Origin of the sequence: Streptomyces sp. NPDC088706 (assembly GCF_044752765.1) — a bacterium.
Lineage (GTDB): Bacteria > Actinomycetota > Actinomycetes > Streptomycetales > Streptomycetaceae > Streptomyces.
In genome coordinates, this window is the sequence record NZ_JBIVLW010000015.1 from 106,176 (window position 1) to 132,951 (window position 26,776).

At 73.4% G+C, this 26,776-nt stretch carries 21 protein-coding genes; 10 read left to right on the forward strand and 11 right to left on the reverse strand.

What is annotated here, in order from left to right:
- Nucleotides 1-26: 26 nt before the first annotated feature.
- Both ACIQAK_RS26905 and ACIQAK_RS26910 read right to left on the reverse strand, forming a co-directional pair.
- Nucleotides 27-536, reverse strand: coding sequence for a ferritin-like domain-containing protein (locus ACIQAK_RS26905; protein WP_366387754.1), 510 nt, complete (start codon nt 534-536; stop codon nt 27-29).
- Nucleotides 533-1,048 carry a hypothetical protein gene (locus ACIQAK_RS26910; protein WP_366387755.1) on the reverse strand — a complete coding sequence of 172 codons (516 nt, stop codon included), beginning with the start codon at nt 1,046-1,048 and terminating at the stop codon, nt 533-535. The genes ACIQAK_RS26905 and ACIQAK_RS26910 overlap by 4 nt, the downstream gene beginning before the upstream one ends.
- A 176-nt stretch (nt 1,049-1,224) precedes the next feature.
- Here ACIQAK_RS26910 and rimP point away from each other — a divergent pair, with 176 nt between their 5' ends.
- The 10 genes from rimP (at nt 1,225) to ACIQAK_RS26960 (ending at nt 14,581) form a co-directional block, all read left to right on the forward strand.
- Entirely contained in the window at nt 1,225-1,728 is a 504-nt protein-coding gene (gene rimP / locus ACIQAK_RS26915) for a ribosome maturation factor RimP (RefSeq protein ID WP_366387756.1), read from the forward strand.
- Between the two features lie 2 nt (nt 1,729-1,730).
- Nucleotides 1,731-2,771 (forward strand): transcription termination factor NusA, encoded by a 1,041-nt coding sequence (gene nusA / locus ACIQAK_RS26920; protein WP_366387757.1) that lies wholly within the window; start codon nt 1,731-1,733, stop codon nt 2,769-2,771.
- A gap of 113 nt (nt 2,772-2,884) precedes the next feature.
- Nucleotides 2,885-3,163, forward strand: coding sequence for a YlxR family protein (locus ACIQAK_RS26925; protein ID WP_366387758.1), 279 nt, complete (start codon nt 2,885-2,887; stop codon nt 3,161-3,163).
- A gap of 148 nt (nt 3,164-3,311) precedes the next feature.
- Complete coding sequence (gene infB, locus ACIQAK_RS26930) at nt 3,312-6,458, forward strand: translation initiation factor IF-2 (protein ID WP_366387759.1); 3,147 nt, start codon at nt 3,312-3,314, stop codon at nt 6,456-6,458.
- A gap of 187 nt (nt 6,459-6,645) precedes the next feature.
- On the forward strand, nt 6,646-6,939 hold the full coding sequence (locus ACIQAK_RS26935) for a DUF503 domain-containing protein (RefSeq protein ID WP_015611818.1): 294 nt from the start codon (nt 6,646-6,648) through the stop codon (nt 6,937-6,939).
- Between the two features lie 36 nt (nt 6,940-6,975).
- Nucleotides 6,976-7,449 (forward strand): 30S ribosome-binding factor RbfA, encoded by a 474-nt coding sequence (gene rbfA / locus ACIQAK_RS26940; RefSeq protein WP_366387760.1) that lies wholly within the window; start codon nt 6,976-6,978, stop codon nt 7,447-7,449.
- On the forward strand, nt 7,446-8,345 hold the full coding sequence (gene truB, locus ACIQAK_RS26945) for a tRNA pseudouridine(55) synthase TruB (RefSeq protein ID WP_366387761.1): 900 nt from the start codon (nt 7,446-7,448) through the stop codon (nt 8,343-8,345). The genes rbfA and truB overlap by 4 nt, the downstream gene beginning before the upstream one ends.
- 203 nt (nt 8,346-8,548) lie before the next feature.
- Entirely contained in the window at nt 8,549-12,382 is a 3,834-nt protein-coding gene (locus ACIQAK_RS26950) for a serine protease (RefSeq protein WP_366387762.1), read from the forward strand.
- Nucleotides 12,383-12,425: 43 nt separating this feature from the next.
- Entirely contained in the window at nt 12,426-13,382 is a 957-nt protein-coding gene (locus ACIQAK_RS26955) for a bifunctional riboflavin kinase/FAD synthetase (protein WP_366387763.1), read from the forward strand.
- A gap of 89 nt (nt 13,383-13,471) precedes the next feature.
- Nucleotides 13,472-14,581: an XdhC/CoxI family protein gene (locus ACIQAK_RS26960; protein ID WP_366387764.1), complete on the forward strand. Its 1,110-nt coding sequence runs from the start codon at nt 13,472-13,474 to the stop codon at nt 14,579-14,581.
- On the opposite strand, the gene ACIQAK_RS26965 is transcribed toward ACIQAK_RS26960, so the two are convergent.
- The 9 genes from ACIQAK_RS26965 to eccE form a co-directional block, all read right to left on the reverse strand.
- The gene (locus ACIQAK_RS26965) at nt 14,571-15,578 is read right to left on the reverse strand and encodes an ABC transporter ATP-binding protein (RefSeq protein WP_366387765.1); all 1,008 of its coding nucleotides are present in this window, start codon (nt 15,576-15,578) and stop codon (nt 14,571-14,573) included. The genes ACIQAK_RS26960 and ACIQAK_RS26965 overlap by 11 nt on opposite strands.
- A complete protein-coding gene (locus tag ACIQAK_RS26970; RefSeq protein ID WP_401370543.1) occupies nt 15,575-16,696 on the reverse strand; it encodes an ABC transporter ATP-binding protein in 1,122 nt (373 codons plus the stop codon). Before ACIQAK_RS26970 ends, ACIQAK_RS26965 begins: the two co-directional genes overlap by 4 nt.
- The gene (locus ACIQAK_RS26975) at nt 16,642-17,571 is read right to left on the reverse strand and encodes an ABC transporter permease (RefSeq protein ID WP_366387767.1); all 930 of its coding nucleotides are present in this window, start codon (nt 17,569-17,571) and stop codon (nt 16,642-16,644) included. Before ACIQAK_RS26975 ends, ACIQAK_RS26970 begins: the two co-directional genes overlap by 55 nt.
- On the reverse strand, nt 17,568-18,659 hold the full coding sequence (locus ACIQAK_RS26980) for an ABC transporter permease (RefSeq protein ID WP_366387768.1): 1,092 nt from the start codon (nt 18,657-18,659) through the stop codon (nt 17,568-17,570). The genes ACIQAK_RS26975 and ACIQAK_RS26980 overlap by 4 nt, the downstream gene beginning before the upstream one ends.
- A gap of 3 nt (nt 18,660-18,662) precedes the next feature.
- Nucleotides 18,663-20,540 carry an ABC transporter substrate-binding protein gene (locus tag ACIQAK_RS26985; RefSeq protein ID WP_366387769.1) on the reverse strand — a complete coding sequence of 626 codons (1,878 nt, stop codon included), beginning with the start codon at nt 20,538-20,540 and terminating at the stop codon, nt 18,663-18,665.
- A gap of 196 nt (nt 20,541-20,736) precedes the next feature.
- Nucleotides 20,737-23,949 carry an SCO5717 family growth-regulating ATPase gene (locus ACIQAK_RS26990; protein WP_366387770.1) on the reverse strand — a complete coding sequence of 1,071 codons (3,213 nt, stop codon included), beginning with the start codon at nt 23,947-23,949 and terminating at the stop codon, nt 20,737-20,739.
- Between the two features lie 241 nt (nt 23,950-24,190).
- A complete protein-coding gene (locus ACIQAK_RS26995) occupies nt 24,191-24,424 on the reverse strand; it encodes a DUF397 domain-containing protein (protein WP_015611831.1) in 234 nt (77 codons plus the stop codon).
- 87 nt (nt 24,425-24,511) lie between these two features.
- Entirely contained in the window at nt 24,512-25,222 is a 711-nt protein-coding gene (locus ACIQAK_RS27000) for a hypothetical protein (RefSeq protein WP_366387771.1), read from the reverse strand.
- 41 nt (nt 25,223-25,263) lie between these two features.
- A complete protein-coding gene (gene eccE / locus ACIQAK_RS27005; protein ID WP_366387772.1) occupies nt 25,264-26,619 on the reverse strand; it encodes a type VII secretion protein EccE in 1,356 nt (451 codons plus the stop codon).
- Between the last annotated feature and the right edge of the window lie 157 nt (nt 26,620-26,776).

Genomic DNA, 26,776 nt, shown 5'->3' on the forward strand with positions numbered 1-26,776 from the left:
GTCCGTTGTTCCCTTTCCGTCCTTCGTCAGCCCTGAGGGGTGTCGGCTCCCGCGGCCTCCACCGGGCTCGTCGCGTCCGGATCGGCGCCCGGGGCCCGCTCGGCGAGCCCCGGAAAGGCTACGTTGCCGCCCCGCCAGCGGGCCGCCCGCACGGCCGCCTCCCGCAGTGCGCCCGCCGCGTCGGCGCGCGCGGGCCCTTCGGTGGCCCGTACGAGATCGGAGTACACGCCCGCCACCCGGTCCTCCAGGACCGTGGCGAGCCGCAGTGCCGACACGGCGTCGCTGACGGCGAAGGGGAGAGCGTACGCGGCGTCGGCGGCGACCGGCGCACCGCCCAGGTCACGCACGGTGCGCACGAGCGCGTCCCGGCGCGCCCGGTGCCCGTCGTACGCCGCGTTCGCCTCGGTGCGCCGCTTCCCGGACACCTGGCCGCCTAGCACCCCGTACCCGTAGACGGCCGCGTGCTCGGCGGCCAGCGCGGCCTGCGTGGCGGTGAGGGCGGGGGAGGGGGTCTCATCTTCCAAGGGAAGGGTCATGACGAGGTCTCCTTGGCCAGCTCGGTCAGCAGATACGCGTGCGCCGCGGCGGCGCCGGCCACCGACGCCAGCAGCCGGGCCAGCTCGGGCTCCGCGGTCAGCAGGGCCTCGGCGTGCGCGTCAGCCCTGCGGCGCTCGGCGGCGGCCAGTTCCCTCACGGCGGCTCTCGCGTCGGCGGCCACGGGACCGGGTGCGGCCGGGACGGCCTTTCCGCCGCCCGCCGACAGTGCCTCGGTGTGCTCCCGCACGGCCGCCCGCAGGGGCGCCAGGCCCTTCGCGAGGGCCGGGTGGGACCGGGCGGCCAGGTCGTACTGTGCGAGCGTCACAGCCGCGGTGCGCGCCGCCGCCGTCCGCAGCCTCTTCTCGACCCGGACGGCTTCGGCCTCGGTGCGCCCCGGCCCGCCCCGGCCCGGGCCCTTGTCGTCGTCCCCGCAGCCGGTCAGCACCGCACCCAGTGCCAGAGCCCCCGTCGCGGTGAGCGCCCCCCTGCGGGTCGTCCCCGTGCGCCGCACGTTTCTCCTTCGGGCCGGGACCGATCCTGACACGATCTGTCCTGAAGTGATCACCGCAGGCGAGCGTACCCGCGGTGACGGGGCAGGCGGACGGCAACACCCCTGGCGACCGGATACCCTTTGACCTGACACACGACGATCCCCACAACAGCACACGCGGCCGAGGAGTCACCCGGATGAGCACCACCCAGAGCGAGAGGCTGCGCGGGTTGCTGGAACCGCTCGTCAGCGCGCAGCAGCTGGACCTCGAGGAGATCGAGGTGTCCCGGGCCGGCCGACGTGGAGTGCTGCGGGTCATCGTGGACTCCGACGAGGGCGTGGAGCTGGACACCTGCGCGGAGCTGAGCCGCGCGATCTCCCAGAAGCTGGACGAGACCGACGCGATGGGCGAGGGCGAGTACGTCCTGGAGGTCAGCTCCCCCGGCGCGGATCGCCCGCTCACCGAGCACCGCCACTACGTACGCGCCACCGGCCGGCTGGCCCGCTTCCAGCTCGCCGCCGACGGCTCCGGTGAGCTGGTCGCCCGGATCCTCGCGGTCGACGAGGACGGGCTCGACCTCGAAGTGCCCGGCGTCAAGGGTCGCAAGCCCACGTCCCGCCGCCTCGCCTTCGACGAGATCGCCAAGGCGCGCGTGGAGATCGAATTCAACCGCAAGGACAAGAAGGAAGAGGAGGCGTAGCCGTGGACATCGATGTGAAGCTTCTGAAGGGCTTGGCGCAGGACAAGGAGATCCCCTTCGACGTGCTCGTCGGGGCGATCGAGTCGGCCCTCCTCATCGCGTACCACCGCACCGACGGCAGCCACCGCCGGGCGCGCGTGAAGCTCGACGAGAACGGCCATGTCACCGTGTGGGCCAAGGAGGACCCGGCCGACCTCGAGGAGGGCCAGGAGCCCAAGGAGTTCGACGACACCCCCTCCGGATTCGGCCGGATCGCCGCGACCACCGCCAAGCAGGTCATCCTGCAGCGGCTGCGCGACGCCGAGGACGACAAGACCTTCGGGGAGTACGCGGGCCATGAGGGCGATGTCGTCACCGGCGTCGTCCAGCAGGGCAAGGACCCCAAGAACGTCCTGGTCGACATCGGCAAGCTGGAGGCCATCCTTCCGGTGCAGGAGCAGGTGCCGGGTGAGGAGTACACCCACGGCCTGCGCCTTCGTACGTATGTCGTACGGGTCGCCAAGGGCGTCCGCGGCCCCTCGGTGACGCTCTCGCGGACCCACCCCAACCTGGTGAAGAAGCTGTTCGCGCTGGAGGTCCCGGAGATCGCCGACGGTTCCGTCGAGATCTCCGCGATCGCCCGCGAGGCCGGCCACCGCACCAAGATCGCGGTCCGCTCCACCCGTTCGGGCCTCAACGCCAAGGGCGCCTGCATCGGCCCGATGGGCGGCCGTGTGCGCAATGTCATGGCCGAGCTGCACGGCGAGAAGATCGACATCGTGGACTGGTCGGACGACCCGGCCGAGATGGTCGCCAACGCGCTGTCGCCCGCCCGGGTGAGCAAGGTCGAGGTCGTGGACCTCGGCGCCCGCTCCGCCCGTGTCACCGTGCCGGACTACCAGCTGTCGCTGGCGATCGGCAAGGAGGGCCAGAACGCCCGCCTCGCCGCCCGCCTCACCGGCTGGCGCATCGACATCCGTCCCGACACCGAGACGGACGAGGAGCGCGAGAGCGCCGACCGCGAGCGGGCCGAGCGGGCTCGGGAGCGCTCGGAAAGGCGTTGACCCGGAGCGGCTCCAGGGAATAGATCTTGGCCGTACGCCGCTGAGATCACGACAACATCCGTTCGATTTTTGCCCCAAAGGGGTGAGGTCGGTACGGGGAGGTAGACTAAAACGTGTCTGGCCGGACGCAAGCCCGCGCTTGCCCCGAGCGAACCTGTGTGGGATGCCGGGAGCGAGTGGCCAAGAGCGAGCTGCTGCGCATCGTGGTGGACGAGGGCGCCTGCGCCCCTGATCCACGCGGTACGCTGCCCGGCCGGGGTGCTTATGTGCACCCCACCTCTGTCTGTCTCGACCTGGCGGTTCGCCGCCGGGCATTCCCCCGGGCCTTCAAGGCCAAGGGGCCGTTCGACACCGCGGCACTCACGCGGTTCGTCGAGCGGGTGGCACCGTAGGAAAGTGAACGGCACGGGACCCCGTGCGGTCAGGTACCTCGCGAGTTGGAAGTAGGTCGAGATTGCGATGAGCACTCGATGAGTACGCGATGAGTACGCCCATGAAGTAGCGACGGTCCGGCGGTAACCCGGACCTAAAAGGAGCGAAGTGGCTAAGGTCCGGGTATACGAACTCGCCAAGGAGTTCGGCGTCGAGAGCAAGGTCGTCATGGCCAAGCTCCAAGAACTCGGTGAATTCGTCCGTTCGGCGTCCTCGACGATCGAGGCGCCGGTTGTACGCAAGTTGACCGACGCACTGCAGGGGCCCGGCGGCAACGCCGGCAAGTCCGCTGCCAAGCCTGGCGCGCCCCGCAAGGCGACGCCCGCGAAGCCCGCAGCGCCCTCCCCGGCCGCTGCGGCACGTCCCGCTGCCCCGAAGCCCGGCGCACCGGCCCCCAAGCCGGCCGCTGCCGAGGCCCCGGAGACCAGCACCCCCGCGGCGCCCTCCGCGCCGTCGGCGGGCCCCCGTCCGGGCCCGAAGCCCGCGCCGAAGGCGGCCCCGGTGACCCCGGTCCCGGCCGCCGAGTTCTCGGCTCCGGCTCCGGCCCAGCCGGCCGCCCCCCAGCAGCCCCAGGCCCCGCGTCCCGCGGCCTCCCCGGGACCGCGTCCGGCCGGCGGCTCCGCCCGTCCGGCTCCGGCCGGCGGTCAGCGTGACGGTGGCGCCCGCGACGGTGGTCAGCGTGACGGCGGCCGTGGTGGCGAGCGTGGCGGCGACCGCCCCGCACGTCCCGCCGGCCAGGGCGCACCGCGCCCCGGCGGCGCCCGTCCGGCCGGTCCCCGTCCGGGCAACAACCCCTTCACCTCCGGCGGTTCCACCGGCATGGCGCGCCCCTCGGCGCCCCGTCCCGGCGGTGCCCCGCGCCCCGGTGGCGGCTCGGAGCGCCCCGGCGCCCCGCGTCCCCAGGGCGGCCCCGGCGGCGCCCCGCGCCCCCAGGGCGGTCAGGGTCAGGGCGGTGCCCGTCCCACTCCGGGCGGCATGCCCCGCCCGCAGGCTCCGCGTCCCGGCGGCGGTCCCGCCGGTAACCGTCCCAACCCGGGCATGATGCCGCAGCGTCCCGCTGCCGGCCCGCGTCCCGGTGGTGGCCCCGGCGGTGGCCGTGGTCCCGGTGCCGGTGGCGGTCGCCCCGGTGGTGGCGGCGGTGCCGGTCGTCCCGGTGGCGGTGGCGGCGGTTTCGCCGGTCGTCCCGGTGGCGGTGGCGGCGGCTTCGCAGGCCGTCCGGCCGGTCCCGGTGGTGGCGGCGGCGGTGCCGGCCGTCCCGGTGGTGGCGGCGGCTTCGGCGGTCGTCCCGGCTTCGGCGGTCGCCCCGGTGGCCCCGGTGGCCGTGGTGGCACGCAGGGTGCGTTCGGCCGTCCCGGCGGTCCGGCGCGTCGTGGCCGCAAGTCGAAGCGGCAGAGGCGCCAGGAGTACGAGGCCATGCAGGCCCCGTCGGTCGGCGGCGTCATGCTGCCTCGCGGCAACGGACAGGCCGTCCGGCTGTCGCGCGGTGCCTCGCTCACCGACTTCGCGGAGAAGATCAACGCCAACCCGGCGTCGCTCGTCGCCGTGATGATGAACCTCGGCGAGATGGTCACGGCGACGCAGTCCGTCTCCGACGAGACGCTGCGGCTGCTCGCGGACGAGATGAACTACGTCCTGGAGATCGTCAGCCCCGAGGAGGAGGACCGCGAGCTGCTCGAGTCCTTCGACATCGAGTTCGGCGAGGACGAGGGCGGCGACGAGGCCCTGGTCTCCCGTCCGCCGGTCGTGACCGTCATGGGTCACGTCGACCACGGTAAGACCCGACTGCTGGACGCGATCCGCAAGACGAACGTCGTCGCGGGCGAGGCCGGCGGCATCACGCAGCACATCGGTGCCTACCAGGTCTCCTCCGAGGTCAACGGCGAGGACCGCAAGATCACCTTCATCGACACCCCGGGTCACGAGGCGTTCACCGCCATGCGTGCGCGTGGTGCGAAGTCGACCGACATCGCGATCCTCGTGGTGGCGGCCAACGACGGTGTGATGCCCCAGACGATCGAGGCGCTGAACCACGCCAAGGCGGCCGACGTGCCGATCGTGGTCGCGGTCAACAAGATCGACGTCGAGGGTGCCGACCCGACCAAGGTGCGCGGTCAGCTCACCGAGTTCGGTCTGGTGGCCGAGGAGTACGGCGGCGACACCATGTTCGTCGACATCTCCGCCAAGCAGGGCCTCAACATCGAGGCGCTCCTGGAGGCCGTCGTCCTCACCGCCGACGCCTCGCTCGACCTGCGGGCCAACCCGGAGCAGGACGCGCAGGGTATCGCGATCGAGTCCCACCTCGACCGCGGTCGCGGTGCGGTCTCGACCGTCCTGGTCCAGCGCGGAACGCTGCGTATCGGCGACACGATGGTCGTGGGCGACGCCTACGGCCGGGTGCGCGCCATGCTCGACGACAACGGTCAGAACGTGCAGGAAGCGGGTCCCTCGACCCCCGTCCTGGTGCTCGGTCTCACCAACGTCCCGGGCGCCGGCGACAACTTCCTGGTCGTCGACGAGGACCGTACGGCCCGTCAGATCGCCGAGAAGCGTGCCGCCCGTGAGCGCAACGCCAACTTCGCCCGCAAGGGTGTCCGGTTCTCCCTGGAGAACCTGGACGAGGCGCTCAAGGCCGGTCTGGTCCAGGAGCTCAACCTCATCATCAAGGGCGACGCGTCCGGTTCGGTGGAGGCTCTCGAGTCCTCGCTGCTCCAGCTCGACGTCGGTGAAGAGGTCGACATCCGGGTCCTGCACCGCGGTGTGGGTGCGGTCACCGAGTCGGACATCAACCTGGCGACCGGCTCCGACGCCATCGTGATCGGCTTCAACGTGCGCGCCGCAGGGCGGGCCGAGCAGATGGCCGAGCGCGAGGGTGTGGACGTCCGGTACTACTCGGTCATCTACCAGGCGATCGAAGAGATCGAAGCGGCCCTCAAGGGCATGCTCAAGCCGGAGTACGAAGAGGTCGAGCTCGGCACGGCGGAGATCCGCGAGATCTTCCGCTCGTCCAAGCTGGGCAACATCGCCGGTGTGCTGGTCCGCTCCGGCGAGGTCAAGCGCAACACCAAGGCGCGCCTGCTGCGCGATGGCAAGGTCATCGCGGAGAACCTCAACATCTCCGGTCTGCGCCGCTTCAAGGATGACGTCACCGAGATCCGCGAAGGCTTCGAGGGCGGTATCAACCTCGGAAACTTCAACGACATCAAGATCGACGACGTCATTGCGACGTACGAGATGCGCGAGAAGCCGCGAGGCTGATCCGCGAGGATCCGCAAGGATTCGGCGGGGTACCGGGGGTCCGCCCCCGGTACCCCGCCACCACGGTCGGGGCCGGTCGACGGGTCGTATTTCCGTCGATCGGCCCCGGCCGTTCCGGTACGGTTCTGATGTCCCCGCCAAGTTCTGGCGGGGCACGAACCCGAACCGGCGGGACATCCGGACACACATGTATGTGGGGACCCTGTCCTTCGACCTGCTCCTCGGCGACGTACGGTCGTTGAAGGAGAAACGCTCCGTCGTCCGTCCGATCGTCGCCGAACTCCAGCGCAAGTACGCGGTGAGTGCGGCGGAGACCGGCGGGCAGGATCTCCACCGCAGGGCCGAGATCGGCCTCGCCGTGGTCTCCGGTGACACCGGACACCTGACGGACGTGCTGGACCGGTGCGAGCGGCTGGTGGCCGCGCGCCCCGAGGTGGAGCTGCTGTCGGTGAGACGGCGGCTGCACAGTGACGAAGACTGACAGCCAAGCGAAATCAGAAGGAAGAGTGACGGACCGGTGACCGACAACGCGCGGGCCCGCAAGCTGGCCGATCGCATCCAGGTCGTGGTCGCGGAGACCCTGGACCGCCGAATCAAGGATCCGCGGCTGGGATTCGTGACGATCACGGACGCCCGGGTCACCGGCGACCTGCGGGAGGCCACGGTCTTCTACACGGTCTACGGCGACGACGAGGAGCGCGCGGCCTCCGCCGCGGCGCTGGAGAGCGCCAAGGGCGTCCTGCGTTCCGAGGTCGGACGGCAGACCGGGGTCCGGTTCACGCCGAGCCTGGCCTTCGTCCCGGACGCCCTCCCGGACAACGCCCGCACCATCGAGGACCTCCTCGACAAGGCGCGGGCCAAGGACGCGGAGGTGCGCGAGGTCTCCACGGGCGCGCAGTACGCCGGCGACGCCGACCCGTACCGCAAGCCCGAGGACGAGGACGACGAGGCCGGGGCCTCCGACAAGAACGAGGGTCCGACCTCCGCATGACCGACCAGAACCCGACGCCGGACGGCCTTGTCATCGTGGACAAGCCGTCCGGCTTCACTTCGCACGACGTCGTGGCCAAGATGCGCGGCATCGCCCGCACCCGCCGCGTCGGCCACGCCGGAACGCTCGACCCGATGGCGACCGGAGTCCTCGTGCTCGGCGTCCAGCGGGCCACCAAGCTGCTCGGTCACCTCGCGCTGACCGAGAAGGAGTACCTCGGCACGATCCGGCTCGGCCAGGACACCGTCACCGACGACGCCGAGGGCGAGATCACCTCGTCCACCGACGCGTCCGGCGTGACCCGTGAGGGCATCGACGCCGGGGTGGCGGCGCTGACCGGCGCGATCATGCAGGTCCCCTCCAAGGTCAGCGCCATCAAGATCGACGGCAAGCGTTCCTACGCGCGGGTGCGCGGCGGCGAGGAGTTCGAGATCCCGGCCCGCCCGGTGACCGTCTCCTCCTTCCGCGTCTACGACGTCCGCGAGGCCGTCGCCGAGGACGGCACTCCCGTCGTGGACCTGGTCGTCTCCGTCGTCTGCTCCTCGGGGACGTACATCCGCGCCCTGGCCCGGGACCTCGGTGCCGGGCTCGGCGTGGGCGGCCACCTGACCGCGCTGCGCCGCACCCGGGTCGGCCCGTACGGACTGGACGCGGCCCGCACCCTGGAGGCGCACCAGGAGGAGCTGACGGTGATGCCGGTCGCCGACGCGGCCGCCTCCGCCTTCCCCCGCTGGGACGTCGACGACAAGCGCGCCAAGCTGCTGCTGAACGGCGTACGGCTGGACATGCCCGCGCACCCGCCGGGGCCGGTCGCGGTCTTCGGGCCGGACGGCGCGTTCCTCGTGCTCGTGGAGGAGGAGAAGGGCAAGGCCAAGAGCCTCGCCGTCTTCGCCTGAGCCGGCGCTCCCGGTGATGTGTGGAGCGGGCACCACCCCCCCACCCGGTGCCCGCTCCACGTCCCCCCGGGACCATCTCTGCTCCAGGGGGACACGCCTATTCACCCCATTGGACGGGCGCTCGAAGTGAACACCCGGTGCGCGGGGGGCGCTTTACCGGTCCGCGCTACTCCCGGAGATCACCGGCGGCCTACCGTCAGACCATGGGCAGTGGGGACCGGTCGACGCTGGTGAGAATCTGTGATCAGGCCGGCCGGCCGCGGGGGACGGGATTCGTCGCGGACGACCGCGGCACGGTCGTCACCGCCCACCAGGCCACCGCCGCCCCCGGCCCGCTCCTCCTCCACGGCACCGACGGCCGCACCTGCCGCATCGGCCCCGACGACATCACCGCGCTCCCCGCCCTCGGCCTCGCCCTCCTGCGCACCGGCGGCTCCGGAACCCTCGACGTGGAGCCGCTGCCCATCGCCGTACGGGAGCGGATCGAGCCCGGCAGTTACGTCGGGATCGCCGCCCACGGCCGCCGCGAGGCCCGGGTCCTCGGTACGGCCCCCGCCACCTACACCGCCCCGGACGGCGCCCACCCGGTCCCGGCCGCCCTGGAGCTGGCCCTCGGCACCGACGGGCGCGACGCCCTGCGCTCCGGCGGCGCGGCGATCGGGGGACCGGTGAGCGACCCGGCCACCGGCGCGGTCCTCGGCCTCCTGTGCACCGCCCTCACCACCCCGTACGAGGCCGCCGGGCTCGCCCTGCCCCTCCCGCGCGGCGCCGACCCCGCTCTCGACGCCCTCCTCGCGCGCAACGCAGCCGCCGCCCCCGCCTACGGCCCCGACCTCAACCTCGCCGGGGTCCTCCAGCTCACCGCCACCTCCGTCGGCTCGGCGGACGGCCCCGGAGCCCGCACCGCACCGGTCGAGCGCGATGAGGTCACCGCCGAGTTCGCCGCCTTCGAGGCCGGTACGGGCACGGTCCTGGGTCTCGTCGGCGGGCCCGGCACCGGCCGCACCACCGAGCTGGCCGCCCTCGCCGCCCGCCGGGCCGACAGCGCGGCGCCCGCCCCCACGCTCTGGCTGCGCGGCGCCGACCTGCTGGCCGACGACACCTCGGTCGCCGAAGCGGCGGACCGTACGCTGACCCGCTCGGCCCGGATCGTGGCTGCGGCCGGGGCCCTCGGGGACATGGCCACGGCCACCGCCGGACGGATCGCCCGGCTCACCGCCGACGCCGGCCACCCCCTCCTCGTGGTCCTGGACGGCCCGGAGGAGATGCCGCCGCTGCTGGCCCACCGCCTCGCCGAATGGACGGCGGGCACCGCCACCTGGTTGCGGGAGCACCGCGCCCGGCTCGTCGTCGCCTGCCGCCCCGAGCACTGGGAGACCGCTGGCGCCCTCTACCCGCCCGGCGCCCTGCACCGCCCCCACCGCCCCGCCCGCGGGCTGCCGCCGTCCCTGCGCCTGGCCGATCTCACCCCCGCCCAGGCCGACCGGGCCAAGGAGCGCCTGGGCATCCCGCCGCACGCCCTCGCCCCCGGCCACGACCGGCACCCGCTCACCCTGCGCCTGCTCGCCGAGGTCCGCGAGGCCCTGCCTCCGGGCGTCCCGGGCCGCCCCGACACCGAGGATGTCTTCGGCGCCCACCTGGATCTCATGTGCGTGCGCGTCGCGGTCCGGATCGCGGCCGCCGCCGACGAGCAGCCCCGCGGCACCGCCGTACGGAGGCTGGCCGCCCGGGTGGCGGGCCAGGTCCACGAGGCGGCCCGGCGCTGCCTGGGCCCGGGGCAGGGGGAGCTGGACCGGGAGGCGTTCGAGGAGATCTTCCCCTGGCGGACCGGGTGGGCCTCGGCCGTACTGACGGAGGGGCTCCTGGTCCCCGCCGGGGCCGGCTACCGCTTCGCCCACGAGGAGTTGGGCGACTGGGTGCAGGGCGCCCACCTGGACCTGGACGCGGCGCTGCGCTCCCTGGTGCACCGCTGGCACCGGGGGAGCGGTGGACGCGAGCGAGTGCCGTGTCCCCGAGCCGCCGGGGAGCCCCACGCCGCCGGGGAGCCCCACGCCGCCGGGGAACCCCGCGCCGTCGATGCGACCCGCGCGGCCGGGGAGCCGCATGCCGTCGATGCGACCCGCACCGCCGGGGAGCCCCACATCCCCGGGAAGACCCGCATCCCCGGGGAGATCCGCACCACCCGGGAGCCCCGTACTCCCGGGGAGCCCCGCTCCCTGCCCGTGCCCCGGCACCGGATCGGGCCGGTGATCCAGGCGATGGTGCTGCTCGGCCGACGCCAGGGCACTGCCGCGCTGGCGCACCGGATGGCCGACCTGATCGAGGCGCTGGACCGGCTCTGGACCGACGGACACCACCGCGACGGGCACCCCGGCGCGGGTCCTCGCCGCGACGGACACCCAGGCGAAGGTCCGCGCCACGACGGACACCCCGGCGCGGGTTCTCGCCGCGGAGGCCCCCGGGACGAGGACGCCGCCTGGTGGGCGGCCCATCTCCTCGGCGGCAGCCTGCTCCGGGTGCCCGACGCCCGCCCGTACCTCGGTGTCCTACGGGTCCTCGCCGGGCGCATCACCCGCCACGCGGCCGCCGCCACCGGGGGACCGGCGGGCCCGGGGGCGTACGGGGAGTTCGGGCCCTGGTTCTGGCGGCGGCTCCGGCTGCCCGAGGAGGACCGGATCGACCTGCTCCGCCGCCTCGTCCCCGCCGACGGGGTGCCCCGCACCGACGGCGACGAGCGGTATCTCGACGCGGTGGCCCGCCGCCTCACGCTCGACGCCCCCGCCGTACAGCCGCTGCTCTGCCGCTGGTTCACCGACGAGCGCCCGCTGCTGATGGGACCCGGCGCACCGGAAACCGAGCTGCGCCCCACCGTGGCCGCCGCCGCGCAGGCCCTGCTCTTCGCCCGCCGCGACCTCGCCGTCGACGACCTGACCGACGCGCTGATCGCCACCCCCCACACCCGGGCCGGTGAGCTGCTGGCCGCCCTCGCCGAGGACGAGCCCACCGCGCTGTGCCGGGCCGTGGAGCGCTGGGCCCGCGACGAGGACCGCCCGGCCCGCCGCTCGGCCGCCGCCCGGTACGGCGTACTCCTCCAGCAGCGCGTCACCACGGAGGGCGACCGGGCCCTGCTGCGCTCCGCCGCCCTGGAACTGCTCGCCCGCCCCGAGGAGGACGGCCTGCACGCCGCCGCCCTGACCCTCCTCGTCCGGGACCCGCAGACCCGGGGCCGCCACCTCGCGCAGGCGCTCCGCCGCTTCGCGCACGGCGACCCCCGGCTGCCCGTGGAGCTGCTCGCCGAAGTCTTCCCGGTCCACCCCGAGCCGGTCCTCGCGGCCCTCCGCGCCCGACTGGCCCACCCCGGCGACGGCGGGGGCGCGGTGCTGCGGGCCCTGGCCGGGCTCGACACGCCCGCGCTCGCCCTGCACGTCACCGGGCTCTTACGGGAGTACATCGGCGCCCACCCCGAGGACGGCACGCACCCGGCGGAGTACGTCGACCTCCGCCTCGAACACGGCCCCGCCGCCCGCGCCCTGCTGCTGCCCCTGGTCACCGGACTGCTCCGGGACCGCCCCGCCCCGTCGCCGGTCCGCGCCGCGCTGGCCCGGGTGCTCGCCGGGGCCGGGAGCGCCGCGTCCCGGCCGCTGCGCGCCGAGCTGCTGGAGGTCCTGCTGGAGTTCGAGCAGACCACCGGACGGGACCCGGACGTACTGGAGGCCCTCCTCCAGGCCGCGGCGACCGGAGCGGCGACCCGCCCGGAGATCCGTACGCGCGCGCTCGTCCACCGCACCGGCATGCTCCTCGTCCGCACCCCCGAGGGCGCCGCCCGCTTCGACCGGCGCCTGGTCGAACTCGCCCGGGACGTGCCCGGATTCGCCGCCCTCGTCATCCGCTGGCTCGCCGACGCCCCGCAGGAGTGGGCGGCGGTGGTGGGCCCCAGCGCCCGGCGCACGGTGGAGGCGTCGGAGACATCACGGCGGGCGATGCCGATGCCGATGCAGGCAGCGGGGCGTGAGCATGGCAGTCTTAGACCTGCGTAATCGACATACACACGTACACAGGTTCGGGCGAGGAGCGGTCACAGTGCAGCGCTGGCGTGGCTTGGAGGACATCCCCCAGGACTGGGGACGCAGCGTCGTCACCATCGGCTCCTACGACGGCGTGCACCGCGGACACCAGCTGATCATCGGCCGGGCCGTCGAGCACGCCCGTGAGCTGGGCGTTCCGTCCGTCGTCGTGACCTTCGACCCGCACCCCAGCGAGGTCGTCCGCCCCGGCAGCCACCCGCCCCTGCTCGCCCCGCACCACCGCCGCGCCGAACTCATGGCGGAGCTGGGCGTGGACGCGGTGCTGATCCTGCCGTTCACCGCGGAGTTCTCCAAGCTGTCGCCGGCCGACTTCATCGTGAAGGTCCTGGTCGACAAGTTGCACGCGAAGGCCGTCATCGAGGGGCCGAACTTCCGCTTCGGCCACAAGGCCGCCGGGAACGTCGCCCTGCTGACCGAGCTGGGCGCCACCTACGACTACACCGTCGAGGTCATCGACCTGTTCGTGACCGGTGCGGCGGGCGCCGGCCAGCCGTTCTCCTCCACCCTCACCCGCAGGCTGGTCGCCGAGGGCGATGTCGCAGGCGCCGCCGAGATCCTCGGCCGCCCGCACCGCGTCGAGGGCATCGTGGTACGCGGCGCCCAGCGCGGCCGCGAGCTGGGCTTCCCCACCGCCAACGTGGAGACCCTCCCGCACACCGCGATCCCGGCCGACGGCGTCTACGCCGGCTGGCTGGAAGTGGACGGCGAGTCGATGCCCGCCGCTATCTCGGTCGGCACCAACCCGCAGTTCGACGGCACCGAGCGGACGGTGGAGGCGTACGCGATCGACCGCGTCGGCCTGGACCTGTACGGGCTGCACGTGGCCGTCGACTTCCTCGCGTACGTCCGCGGGATGCTGAAGTTCGACTCGATCGACGACCTTCTGGTGGCGATGGCCGCCGACGTGAAGCGGTGCAGCGAACTGGTCGCCGCGTACGACCGCGCCCACTGACGCACCCGTCCGGGTCGTCGGCGTACCCGCGGGCCCCCTGACTACCGCCTGGCCGTGCGCCCCGCCCGGGGACGGCGGATGCTGGCAGGGTGCGCGACATCCTGCCCGACCTCCAGGCCCGGTGCGCCGCCGGCACGCCCTTCGCCCTGGCGACCGTCGTCGCCGTGCACGGCAGCGCGCCCCGCGACCCCGGCGCCGTGATGGCCGTGGACGAGTCGGGCACGGTGCTGGGCAGCGTCTCCGGGGGCTGCGTCGAGAGCGATGTGTACGGGGTCGCCCGCGAGGTGCTCGCCGGGGCGGGACCGCGCGTGCTCACCTACGGGATCAGCGACGACGAGGCGTTCGGCGTCGGACTGACGTGCGGCGGGACGATCGAGGTGCTGGTGCGTGCGTATGCGTCGGACGGCGAGCTGGCGGACCTCGCGGCTGTGCTGGACCTGATCGCGGCGGACCTCCCGGTCGCCGAGGCCACCGTCCTGTCGGGAGAGGCGCGGACCGGCGCCCGCATGGTGGTCCGCCCTTCCTGTACCTCCGGCACGCTCGGCGACGAGGGGCTCGACGCCGCCGTCACGGACGACGCCCGCGGGCTCCTGGCCCAAGGGCGCACCGGTGTCCAGCGGTACGGGGCGCACGGGCAGCGCCGGATGCAGGAGGCCTCCGTCTTCGTCCGGACGTACGCCCCGCCGCCCCGCATGCTCGTCTTCGGCGCCATCGACCACGCGGCGGCGACCGCGCGCATCGGCACCTTCCTCGGCTACCGGGTCACCGTCTGCGACGCCCGCCCCGCCTTCGCCACCCGGGAACGGTTCCCGACCGCCGACGAGGTCGTGTGCGCCTGGCCGCACGACTACCTGGAAGCGACCGAGGTCGACGCCCGTACGGTCGTCTGCGTCCTCACCCACGACCCGAAGTTCGACGTGCCGCTGCTCGCCGCCGCGTTGCGCACGCCCGCCGCGTACATCGGGGTCATGGGCAGCCGCCGCACCCACCGCGACCGGCTGGTGCGGCTGCGCGCGGCCGGGGTGGACGAGGCGCACCTGGCACGCCTCGCCTCACCCGTGGGACTCGACCTCGGAGCCCGTACGCCGGAGGAGACGGCGGTCTCCATCGCCGCCGAGATCATCCAGCACCGCTGGGGCGGCACCGGTCGGCCGCTCGGCGAACTGACGGGCGCCATCCACCACGGGGTCAGGCCCTAGCCCCCCGCGCCGCCGCCCAGTGGCACGCCACCTGGGTGTCCGCGCCGCCCCCGAGCACCGGCAGGTCCACCGTGCGGCAGGCCTCCGCCACCCCCGCCCGCTCCGCCTCCCCCGAGGCGAGGACCTGGCAGCGGACGTGGAAGCGGCAGCCGGAGGGCACCTTCGAGGGGTCCGGGGGTTCGCCGGTCAGGACGACCGGTTCGCCCTCCGCCTCCGGGAGGACGGACAACAGGGCCTGGGTGTACGGGTGCTGAGGGGCCGTGAGCAGCTGCTCGACCGGGCCCGTCTCGACGATCCGGCCGAGGTACATGACCGCCACCCGGTCCGCGATGTTCCAGGCCAGCCCGAGGTCGTGGGTGACCACCAGCGCGGAGAGGCCCAGCTCGTCGCGCAGGCGCAGCAGGAGGGCCAGGATCTCCCCCCGTACCGAGGCGTCCAGCGAGGCCACCGGCTCGTCGGCCACGATCAGCTCCGGCTCCAGCACCAGCGCACCGGCGATCACGACGCGCTGGCGCTGACCGCCCGACAGCTCGTGCGGGTAGCGCAGGAGGAACCGCTCCGGAGGCCGCAGCCCGGCTCGGGAGAGGGCTTCCGATACGGCCGCCCGCTCGTCACCCCCGTACCCGTGGATCCGCAGCCCCTCGGCCACCGCGTCGTACACCGTGTGCCGCGGGTTGAGCGAGCCGCTGGGATCCTGGAGCACCAGCTGCACCCGCTTCCGGTACGCCTTGAGCGCCCGGCCCGCGTAGTCCAGCGGGGAGCCGGCGAAGGTGACCTGCCCGGCGGTCGGCGGGACCAGGCCGAGCAGCGACCGGGCGAGCGTCGTCTTGCCGCACCCCGACTCACCGACCAGCGCGACGATCTCACCGGGCCGGATGTCGAGGTCGACGCCGTCGACGGCACGGGCGGTGGCGGCCCCGCGCCGGCCCGGGAAGGCGACCTCGACCGCTTCGGCGCTGAGCAGGGGCGTGGCGCCGACGAGAGGGGTGGTGCTCATGGCGTGCTCCTTGCGTCTTCGTCCCCGGGCCGCGAGCGGTCCGCGTCCACCAGCACGCAGGCCACCCGCCGCCGCGCCCCGGCCTCCCGCAGCTCCTGGTCCTCCGTGGCGCAGGAGTCCAGCGCCACCGGGCACCGAGGATGGAACGTACAGCCGCCCGGCAGCGCCGCCGGGTCCGGCGGGTCACCCGGCAGGCCGCGGGGGGCGCGCCGGGAGGCGAGGTCCCCGATCTTGGGGAAGGCGGCGGAGAGCGCCCGGCCGTACGGGTGGCGGGCCTGCGCGTACACCTCCCGGGCGGGGCCCTCCTCGACGACCCGGCCCGCGTACATCACCGAGAGCCGGTCGCAGGTGTCGGCGAGCACCGCGAGGTCGTGGCTGATCATGATGAGTCCGACGTCCTGGTCGGCGACCAACTGCTCGATCAGCCGCAGGATCTGGGCCTGGATCATCACGTCGAGCGCGGTCGTCGGTTCGTCCGCGACGATCAGGCGCGGGTCGCAGGCCAGCGCCATCGCGATCATCACCCGCTGACGCTGTCCGCCGGACAGCTCGTGCGGGTAGGCCAGCGCGCGGGAGGCGGGCAGGCCCACCTGTTCCAGCAGCTCTCCGGCACGCTCGCGGGCGGCGGCCGGAGTGGACCTGCCGTGCAGCAGGATCGGCTCGGCGATCTGGTCCCCGACCCGGTGCACCGCGTTCAGCGAGTGCATCGCGCCCTGGAAGACGATGGACGCGCCCGCCCAGCGGACCGCCCGCAGCCGCCCCCACTTCATGGTGAGGATGTCCTCGCCGTCGAGCAGGATCTCGCCGGAGAGGGTGGCCGACGCGGGCAGCAGTCGCAGCAGCGCGAGGGCCAGCGTCGACTTCCCGCAGCCGGACTCCCCGGCGATGCCGAGCTTCTGCCCGGCCTCCACCCGCAGATCGACCCCCCGTACGGCGGGGACGGCAGCACCCCCGCCGCCGTACGTGACGGTCAGGTTCCGCACCTCCAGGAGCGGCGGATCACCCACCGGCTCCGTCAGGTCGGGAGATGCGGACGGGTCCGGTTCGGTGGTGGTCGTGGCAGTCAACGGGACACCCCCAGTCTGGGGTTGAGCACGGACTCGATGGCGCGGCCGCAGAGCGTGAAGGCGAGGGCGACCACGGCGATGGCGAGTCCGGGCGGGGCGAGGTACCACCAGTTGCCGGAGCTGACCGCCCCCGCCTCGCGGGCGTCCTGGAGCAGCCCGCCCCAGGAGACGATCGTCGGATCACTGAGCCCGAGGAAGGCGAGGGTGGCTTCGGTGAGGATGGCGGTGGAGATCACCAGCGTGGTCTGGGCGAGCACCAGGGGCATCACGTTGGGCAGGACGTGGCGGGCCATGATGTGCCCGTGTCCGCCGCCGAGCGCCCGCGAGCGCTCGATGTACGGGCGGGACTCGACCGAGAGCGTCTGCGCCCGGACCAGGCGGGCGGTGGTCGGCCAGGTCGTCACGCCGATCGCCAGGATCGTCGTCCAGATCGACCGGTCCAGGACCGTGGCCAGGGCGATGGCCAGCACCAGCGTCGGCATCACCAGGAACCAGTCGGTGACCCGCATGATGACGGTGGCGTACCAGCCCCTGAAGTGGCCCGCGGTGATCCCGATGAGGGTGCCGATGGCCACCGACAGGAAGGCGGCCAGCAGCCCGACCGTCAGGGAGACCCGGGTACCCCAGAGCATCAGGGCGAGCAGGCTGCGCCCGAACTGGTCGGTGCCGAGCGGGAACGCGCCGCTCGGCGCCTCCATCGGGCCGCTCGGAGCGTCGGTCACGCTCCTGGAGCCGGCGCCCGCCAGCAGGGGTGCGGCCAGCGCCAGCAGGGCGATGACCACGAGCACGGCGAGGCCGACGAGTCCGGCGCGGTGTGTGCGGTACTGCCGCCAGAAGCGGACGGCAGCCTGCCGTCGCCGGGCCCGGGCGAGGGCGCGGGGGCTGTCCGTGGACACGGCTGCGGGTTTGTCGGTCGTGACAGTCATCGGCCCACCCGGGGATCGAGCAGCGGATAGATCACGTCGGCCAGCGTGTTCATCAGGATCACCGCGGAGGCGAACACGAAGAACAGCGCCTGCACCAACGGCAGGTCGGGCACGCTCAGCGCCTGGTAGAAGAGGCCGCCGAGCCCCGGCCAGGAGAAGACCGTCTCCACCAGGATCGCCCCGGCCACCGTCGTACCGAGGTTCACGAAGAGCAGCGTCACGGTTGGCAGCATCGCGTTCGGCACGGCGTGCCTCCGGCGTACCAGGTCGTCCCGCAGACCCTTGGCGCGGGCGGTGGTCAGGTAGTCGCTGCCCATCTCGTCCAGCAGCGAGGAGCGCATCACCAGCAGGGTGCGCGCGTACTCCACGGCGACGAGCGTGATGACGGGCAGCACCATGTGGTGGGCGATGTCCAGCACCCGGTCGAAGCCGGTGGTGGAGCCGGACTCCATGCCCCCGGTCGGGAAGAGCCCGGGGATCGGGCCGATGCCGACCGACAGGGTGATGATGAGGAGCAGGCCGAGCCAGAAGGAGGGCACCGAGTACAGCGTCAGCGCGAACGCGGTGTTGGCCCGGTCCCCGGCACTGCCGTTGCGCCAGGCGGAGCGGGCGCCGAGCCAGATGCCGAGGAGCGTGTAGATGACGAAGGCGGTGCCGGTCAGCAGCAGGGTGGCGGGCAGCGCCTCGCCGATCTTGTCGATGACGGGGGCCCGGAACTGGTACGACGTACCGAAGTCGCCGGTCAGGGCCTTGCCGCAGTACTGGGTGAACTGCTGCCAGAGCGGCAGGTCGAGGCCGAACTCGCGGCGCATCGCCGCGATCTGTTCGGTGGACACCTGACGGCCGCCGGTCATCTGCTTGACCGGGTCGCCCGGGATCAGCCGGAAGAGGAAGAAGCCGGTGACGAGGACGGCGAAGAGGGAGACGGCCGCCCCGGCCAGCTTGCCCGCCGCGTAGCGGAGGTAGGCGGCGGCGGAGCGGGAGCGCGGGGAGCGGGCCGCCGGCCCGGCCGGAGCCGGGCCGCCGGATTCGGTGCTCTCCACGCCTGCCGCGCCCTTCAGCAGCGCTGGAGTGGATTCTGAGCTCATGGACTATTCACGGTCTTCCGCGGTGGAGCGGCGACGCATGGCGAACAGCAGTCCGCCACCGGCGAGGACGACGACGGCGATCCCGACCCCGATGAGCACTCCGGTGGAGGAGCCACCGGAGTCGGAGGAACCGGACGAGGAGGCCCCGGCGGCCGGGACCGCCGACCACCAGCTCCAGTAGCCGTCCTGGCCGTAGATGTTGCCCGCGGCCGCCGGCATGGTGGTGATGGACGCGATGTGGTCGGTGCGGTAGGCCTCGACGGCATTCGGGTACGCCATGACGTTCATGTACCCGGTGTCGTACAGCCGCGACTCCAGTTGCCGGACAAGATCCGCCCGCTTGGCGGGGTCGTACTCGGCCAGTTGCTTCTTGTAGAGCTCGTCGTACTGCGTGTCGCAGATGAAGTTGTCGGTCGCGGCCGACTCCTTCGCCTTCGTGGGCAGCGCGGCGCAGGTGTGGATCGACAGGACGAAGTCGGGGTCCGGGTTGACGGACCAGCCGTCGAAGGCGAGGTCGTACTCACCGGCGTACCAGGGGTCGGAGACGTTGTCGAGGCAGTCGACCTCCAGCCCGATGCCCTGCTCGCCCCACCACTCCTGGAGGTACTTGCCGATCGCCTTGTCGTTGGGGTCGGTGGCGTGGCAGAGGATACGGAAGTCGAGCGGCTCGCCGTCCGTGCCGACGCGCTTGCCCGCGCCGTTCTTCCTGTACCCGGCCTCGTCCAGCAGGGCGGCGGCCTTCGCCGGGTCGTAGGTGAGCTTCTGACTGCCCGAGGGCTTCCAGAAGTAGTCGGAGAAGCGCGGCGGGATGTACCCCTCGCCCTCGACGGCGTGGCCCTGGAAGACCTTGTCGATGATCGTCTTGCGGTCGACCGCCATGAACAGCGCGTGCCGCACCTTCTGGTCCAGCAGCGCCGGGTGGCCGTCGCCGAACTTCTTGCCGTCCTTGGTACGGGCTCCGGGGTTGACGGCGAGCGCGAAGAACCGCCGGCCCGGGGCGTCGTTCACCTTGATGTCCGGAGCGTTCTCCAGCGAGGCGGACTGGGCCGGGGTCAGGCTCGGGCTGCCGGCGACGAAGGAGACCTCACCCTTGCGCAGGGCGGCGACGGCCGCGTCCTGGTCCTTGTAGTAGCGGAAGACCAGCTCGTCGAACTTGGGCGACCCGCGCCAGAAGTCCTTGTTGGCCTTGAGCTTCACGAAGCTGTCGACCTTGTAGTCCGTCAGGATGAACGGGCCGTTCCCCACGACGGGGAAGTCCTTGTCGTTGTTGAACTTGGAGAAGTCGCCGACCTTCTCCCAGACGTGCCTGGGGACGATCGGCACGTCGAGCGCGGCCATCGTGGCCTGCGGCTCCTTGAGCTCGATGACCAGCTTGTCCTTGCCGGTCGCGGTCACCTTCTCGAAGTTGCCGACGAAGCTGCCGTTGGAGGTGGCGGCGCCCTCGTCGGTCATCATCTTGTTGAACGTCCAGGCCGCGTCCTCGGCGGTGGCCTGCTGTCCGTCGGACCACTTCGAGTCCGGCCGGATCGTGTACGTCCAGGTCAGCTTGTCCGCGGACGGCTCCCACGCGGTGGCGAGCCCCGGGATCGCCTTGTTGTCCTTGGCGTCGTAGTTGGTCAGGTAGTCGTACATGAGCCGGTGGATGCTCGTGCTGACCAGGCGCTGCGCGAGGAACGGGCTGAGCGAGTCGACACTCTGGGCGACGGCGACCGTGAGCGTGGTCTTCCCGTCGGCGGCGGCGGCCTCGGTGGGCGCCGGAGCGAGCGGGTTTCCCGGGACGACGGACCCTGCGGTGAGCGCCAGGGCGGCCGCGCCCGAGGCCAGCAGGGTACGCAGGCGCCTGCCGGGCCGGGTGGTGCGGGAGGAAACTCTTGTGACCATGGACGGGGACCTCGCGTCATCACTCGCTTGAGAAGGCGGGTTGATCTCTGGTTCGCCAGCTGGTGAAGCGAAGGTTTATCAGCGGTCGCGGGGCTCGTCAACGGTCAGTCAAACCGCGTGTGGGCTGCGGAAACAGCGATGAGGGCCCGCACCGCGCGAGCGGTGCGAGACCTCATTGGTTTAGACCTCTAACGCCTTACTGGTGAGGAGCCTGCGGCGGCTGCGGAGGCGTCTGCCGCCACCCCGCCGCAGGCACCGGACCCGGTAGATCGGGCTGGCCTGCCGGGTTGTCCTGACCGCTGGGCTGACCTTGCGGCGGACCGGCCGGAGCCGGTCCACCCGACTGGACCTGCGAGGGCGGCGACTGCTGCCACCCGTTCTGCGGTCCGCCCGGACCCGGCTGCGGGGGATAGGGCTGCTGCGGGGGCTGCGGAGCGCCCGGCTGTCCCGCGGCCTGATATCCCCCGTACGGCGGCTGCCCGGGGTAGGGCTGCTGAGCCGGCTGCCCCGGCTGCCCCGGCCGGCCGGGGTACGGCTGCTGGTAGGGCTGGCCGGGGGCCGGGTGCTGCGGCGCGTACGGCTGCTGACCGCCGGGGCCCGGCTGCTGCGGGGACGGATAGGGCTGCGGCTGGGGGGCGTGGGGCTGCTGTTGCGACATCTGGGGCTGCTGGCCCTGGACCGGCTGGCCCTGGTGACCGGGCATCGGCTGGCCCTGCGCCGGGTAGCCCTGCTGGCTCGGCATCGGCGGGGCGTACTGGGGGGGCGGGTTCTGGCCGTCCGCCGTCCACAGTCCTTGCTGCTGCTGGGCGCGTGCGAAGTCCTCCGCGACGAGGGCCGAGAGATTGAAGTACGCCTCGCGGGTCTTCGGCCGCATCATGTCGAGGTCGACCTCGGCGCCCGCCGCCAGGTGCTCGTCGAACGGGACGACCACGACACCCCGGCAGCGTGTCTCGAAGTGCTGCACGATGTCGTCGACCTTGATCATCTTTCCGGTCTCGCGGACCCCCGAGATGACGGTGAGCGAACGCTGCACCAGGTCCGCGTACCCGTGCGCCGAGAGCCAGTCCAGCGTGGTGGAGGCGCTGGAGGCACCGTCGACCGAGGGCGTGGAGATGATGATCAGCTGGTCGGCGAGGTCCAGCACCCCGCGCATGGCGCTGTAGAGGAGGCCGGTGCCCGAGTCGGTGAGGATGATCGGGTACTGCTTGCCGAGCACGTCGATCGCGCGCCGGTAGTCCTCGTCGTTGAACGCCGTGGAGACGGCCGGGTCCACGTCGTTGGCGATGATCTCCAGCCCGGAGGGCGCCTGCGAGGTGAACCGCCGGATGTCCATGTACGAGTTGAGGTACGGGATCGCCTGGACCAGGTCGCGGATGGTGGCCCCGGTCTCGCGGCGCACCCGGCGGCCGAGCGTGCCCGCGTCCGGGTTGGCGTCGATGGCGAGGATCTTGTCCTGCCGCTCGGTGGCCAGGGTCGAGCCGAGCGCGGTCGTCGTGGTGGTCTTGCCGACCCCGCCCTTGAGGCTGATCACGGCGATCCGGTAGCAGGAGAGCACCGGCGTGCGGATCAGCTCCAACTTGCGCAGCCGCTCCGCCTCCTCCTTCTTCCCGCCCAGCTTGAACCGGGAGGCGGCGGAGGGGTTACGGCTGCTCTTCGCCTTCTGCTTCCCCCGGACCAGCCGGTCGGAGGAGAGCTCGACGGCGGCCGTGTACCCCAGCGGTGCGCCCGGCACGGACCGCTCGCGCTGGTCGTGCGTGACCGGGGTGGGCCAGGCGCCGCCGGCGCGGGGGTCGACGGGCTGGCCCTGGTGGCCGGGCTGGGACTGCTGACCGTGTGCACCCGACTGGTCCTGCCGGCCAGGCTGCTGCTGGGCGGGGAGGTGGGGCGGCTGGGGCTGGCCCTGCTGACCCTGCTGGTACGGCTCCGGCTGCTGGGGGGCGGTGGGGGCGACGGGCGCGGGGAGGTTGGGGGTGGCCTGCGCGGGGAACGGGGCCGGCTGCTGGTTCTGGGGGCTCTGGTGGGCCTGGTGGTTCTGCTGGCCCTGGTGGCTTTGCTGGTTCTGCTGGCCCTGCTGGGCCTGGTGGTTCGGCTGGGCTGCGTTGGGCGCCTGGGGCGGGTGGGCCTGCGGGAAGCCGTAGCCGCCCTGCGGGGGCTGCTGCTGTTGCTGCGGGAAGCCGTAACCGCCCGCGCCCTGGGGGGCCTGGGGGTGGGCCTGCGGTGGCAGGGGTGCGCCCTGGCCGGGGAACTGCTGGGCTGCGGGGGGCTGTTGGGGCAGCTGGTACGGCTGGGGTGCCTGCGGCTGAGCCGGGTGCGGGAAGCCGTAGCCGCCGGGGGCCTCGTGGGGCGGCACGGGCGCGGGCCACTGCGCGGCGGGCTGTGGTGCGCTGGGCTGCGGCGCGGCCGGCTGGAAGGCGGGCGGCAGCGGGGGGAGCGCGCCGCCCTCGGCGGGCGCGGACCAGGGCACCGGCGCGGCGGAGACCTGCGGTCCGGGCAAGGCGGCGGGCGGGGCGTCCTGGGGGGCGGCGTCCTGCGGTACGGCGTCGGCCTGGGCGCCTGCTCCGGCGGCGGGGGCGCGGTCGCCGTCCGTGGCGCTGCCGCTGTCCGCGGTGCCGTCCGAGGCCGCCACGTCGTCCGCGTCGTCCGGGCTCGGGGCGTCGACGGAGTCCGTAGGCTTCGGGGCATCCCCGGCGGCCGCCGCGTCCGTGCCGATGCCCGTGCCCGTAACCGTGTCCGTGCCCGCTTCGGCGTCGTGGTCGGCGCCGGCGGAACCCGCGCTCGTACCGTCGGCGCCGGCGGAACCCGCGCTCGTACCGTCGGCGGCCGTGGAGCCCGTCTCCGTGACGGAGGAAGCCGAACCCGACTCCGTACCGGCAGAGGCCGAACCCGTGTCCGTACCGGAAGAGGCCGAGCCGGGTCCCGTGCCGGAAGCCTGTGCCGCTGCCTCGCGTTCGGCGATCTCCCGCTTGAGGGCGGCCGGGGAGAACCGCATCGTGGCCCCGCTCTCCACATCGCCACCCCCGAACGGGCCCGGGTCACCGGCGGCCTCGGCGGAGGGGGCCGGAGCGGCCGGCGGGGCAGGTGCCTCCGGGACCGCCGGCACGGCGGGCTCCATGGGTGCGGGCGCGGGCGTGTTCTCGGGCGGCGTCTGAGGCGCGGGAGCCCAGTTGGGGTCGAAGCCGCTCCGGGACGGCTGCTCCGGCACGGAGACCGGCGTCCCGTGCGGCGGCGGAGGCGGTGCCAGGTGGGAGCCCGCTCCCCCCGACGAGTCCCCCGCCGCGTTCTGCGTGTACCAGGCCGGAGGGGTGTAGTCGATGGTGAACTCACCCGTCATCTCGGCGGGATCCGCGTCGGACGACTCGTCGACGGGCGTGTCCCATCCGCCGCGGATCTCGTCCCGATCGCCGTTCACTTTGCCTCCTGGTGTGGTCGAGCACCCTTGTGCCGTGGTGGGTGGGGGCGACCGGTCTCGCCGGCCCGGTACGCCCGGCTCTCCCCCTTGCGACGCGCGCAACCCGCTCGCGGGTTCCTCTGCCGCGCCCCCACCCACCCTAATCGCCATCGGGCGAACTCCGGCAGGCCGTATCGCGGGCGAAGAACGGTACGAGGGTGGCCGCCCGGCCGGGCGACCACCCTCGTACCGCGTCCGGCGTCTACTTGAGGTCGAACTCACCGTCGCGGGCGCCCAGGACGAACGCCCGCCACTCCGCCTCGGTGTACCGCAGGACGGTGTCCGGGTCGAGGGAGGAGCGCATGGCGACCGCACCCCCGGGCAGATGCGCGATCTCCACCCGCTCCTCGACGTCCTCCGTGCCGGGCGCGCTCAGCCACTCCACGCCCGAGATGTCCAGAGCGTAGAGCTCGTCCTTTTCCTGCTGGGTGCCCATGCCGGCGTCCCTTCCGATCGAACGGTGTCGTTGCGTGGTCCATGCTCCCCGGTGGGAGCGGCGCGTGGGGTGCGAACGGGAGAGGAATCAGTCCATCCGGCGAGCTGTGCCCAGCAGACCGCTCTCCGCGTCCGTCGCGCTCGTCATCACCCAGTGGCGCTCGCGCCCCGCCACCCAGAGCGTCACGCCGTCCGCCAACGTCGGCAGCGCCTCGCTCTCGGCCGGTGCCAGCCCCAGGATCCGGCCGATCTGCCGCGCCTCGTCGGGCGAGACCCGCTGGATGCCCACGAGCGCGGAGGAACGCATCAACCGGGGTGCCACAGGGCTGAGATAGGGGAGCAGCGTCAACACGGACTGCCAGGGAGAGGAGATCACCCGGCCGCGGGGCGGTCGCATGCCGCAGTCGCGGATGACCACCACGGGGCTGCCGACCGTCGCACCGGTCGGCGGGACCCGCCCCACGTCGTACAGGGAGACGCACTCCAGCCCGGCGCCCGCCGCCTGCGCCAGTGTGGTCCAGGCCTGGACGCGTCCGGTCTCGACCGCCACCCGGGCACCCGTTCCGGCGGCGCGCAGCGCCAGCACCTGCGCCGTCCACAGGCCGCCGATCAGTGTGACGTCGTACGGGACCGGCCGGTGGAACCCGATCAGCTGCGGGCGTCCCTCCGCGTCGTCACCGATGATCACGCCGTCGTCACCGACCGGAAGCGACAGGGCGCCCAAGTGGTCGGTGGGCACGGTGTGGCCCGCGTGGCGGGGGCCGAGCAGTCCGCGCCTGGCCCCGATCGGCTCCCGCACGCCGCCCGCCACCGCTGCTCCGCCTCTCCTCGATCCACTCCTCACTGGGCTCCTCCCAGCGGGAGCGTCGCCAGCACACCCGGCAGCTGTTCGCGGTCCAGCCGCGCCAGACCCACCTTGGCATGCCGGGCGGCCTGCTCCAACGTCCTTCGTACGCCCACCAGTTCGGTGTCCGAGCCGCCGGTCACCCGGACATGGCCGCTCACGCTCGTCTCTCCCTGCCGGGCGCCCCGCCGGACGGTGAGGCTGAACGTCGTGGCGTACGCGGGGACCGACGTCAGCAGTGCGACCAGCTGCGGGAGCGGCGTCGCCCCCCGGCCCAACTCGGGCCAGCGGTCGACGGCGTACGTGGTGTGCCACCGGTCGTCGCACCGCCAGACCCGCGAGGTCTCCATCGTGCGCCGCTGAGGCGCCGCGTCCGGACGTCCGGCGCGGCCCGACAGCAGGGGGTTGGCACAGGCGGACGTGGCGACGGCCGAGTTCAGCTCGTCCTGGTCCAGCACCACGGCCCGGAACCCGGCCCCCGTGATCCGGCTCGCCACATGGTCCGCGACCCGCACCAGGCAGCGCTGGGCCCCCTCGATCCCGCCGCCCCGCGCCTCGATGGCCTCCCGGCACAGCTCCGGATCCAGCTTCACCGCGACCCAGGTCATCCGCAGCGCGGGTGCCCCGGTCTTGTCCTGGAGCGGCCCGTAGGAGAGGCGGGCCACCGACTGCTGCGGCAGGTGCGGGGCCGGAGCCGCCCGTACCTGCTGCACCAACTGCGCCGATTCCAGGGCGATGTCGTCGACCTGGAGGGCGTCGCCCAGCAGCGACAGCGGGAGCGAGCGGGCGCCGAACGCGGGCCGCAGCGCCTCACCGCTCGCCTCCACCCGCACCGCGGCGGTCAGGAAGGTGCCGTCCCCGAGCATGCCCACCGTGCGGTGGTCCCGGTCGACGTAGATGTGCGGGCCGAACCCGGGCACGTTCTCCGCGACCGGGGCCAGCATCGGCTCCGCGTCGCCGCCCGGCGCGGTCGCCGCCCGCCGCCGGGCCTTGAGGGTGAGGGCGCCCGACAGCCAGTCCTGGAGCGCGCGGCCCCGGCGGCGTACCACCGCGAGCAGCACCAGCAGCACCACGAGCACGCCGGCGGGCACCAGCCACGCACCACCGAGCGCCGCACCCACCGCGGCCACCGCCAGCGCCGCCTCGATGATCACCAGTCGCCGCTGCAGGGGCCGCGTCCGGCCGGTCCGCGTGGTGGCGCGCAGCGTCGTGGCCGCGGGAGCGCCCGTCGCGGCGGCGTTCGACGCAGAGGCGGGGGCGGTGGCGGCCGGCTCGTTGCTGCGTTGCCGACGGGAAGGACCGGGGGTTCGGCGACCCGGCCGCCCGGTACGCTCTCGCGTAGCTGCACCCATTGCCGCGTTGCCCCCTCGTGTCCGTATTCACCGTTTTCCGCACGGGTGTTGACCGGGTGGTCACCCTACCTGAGCAGTGGGGGCCGAGCCCCTGGGGGCATAGTAGGGGCCCGGTGCGACACCAGGGGCCGACGGTGGGTGTGGCACCCTGGTCGAC

Coding starts and splice junctions, on each gene's coding strand:
- ACIQAK_RS26950 (WP_366387762.1), top strand. CDS start 8,549: ATGGGCAGTGGGGACCGGTCGACGCTGGTGAGAATCTGTGATCAGGCC.
- ACIQAK_RS26975 (WP_366387767.1), bottom strand. CDS start 17,571: ATGACTGTCACGACCGACAAACCCGCAGCCGTGTCCACGGACAGCCCC.
- eccE (WP_366387772.1), bottom strand. CDS start 26,619: ATGGGTGCAGCTACGCGAGAGCGTACCGGGCGGCCGGGTCGCCGAACC.
- ACIQAK_RS26985 (WP_366387769.1), bottom strand. CDS start 20,540: ATGGTCACAAGAGTTTCCTCCCGCACCACCCGGCCCGGCAGGCGCCTG.
- ACIQAK_RS26980 (WP_366387768.1), bottom strand. CDS start 18,659: ATGAGCTCAGAATCCACTCCAGCGCTGCTGAAGGGCGCGGCAGGCGTG.
- ACIQAK_RS26935 (WP_015611818.1), top strand. CDS start 6,646: ATGTATGTGGGGACCCTGTCCTTCGACCTGCTCCTCGGCGACGTACGG.
- ACIQAK_RS26995 (WP_015611831.1), bottom strand. CDS start 24,424: ATGGGCACCCAGCAGGAAAAGGACGAGCTCTACGCTCTGGACATCTCG.
- truB (WP_366387761.1), top strand. CDS start 7,446: ATGACCGACCAGAACCCGACGCCGGACGGCCTTGTCATCGTGGACAAG.
- ACIQAK_RS26905 (WP_366387754.1), bottom strand. CDS start 536: ATGACCCTTCCCTTGGAAGATGAGACCCCCTCCCCCGCCCTCACCGCC.
- rimP (WP_366387756.1), top strand. CDS start 1,225: ATGAGCACCACCCAGAGCGAGAGGCTGCGCGGGTTGCTGGAACCGCTC.
- ACIQAK_RS26965 (WP_366387765.1), bottom strand. CDS start 15,578: ATGAGCACCACCCCTCTCGTCGGCGCCACGCCCCTGCTCAGCGCCGAA.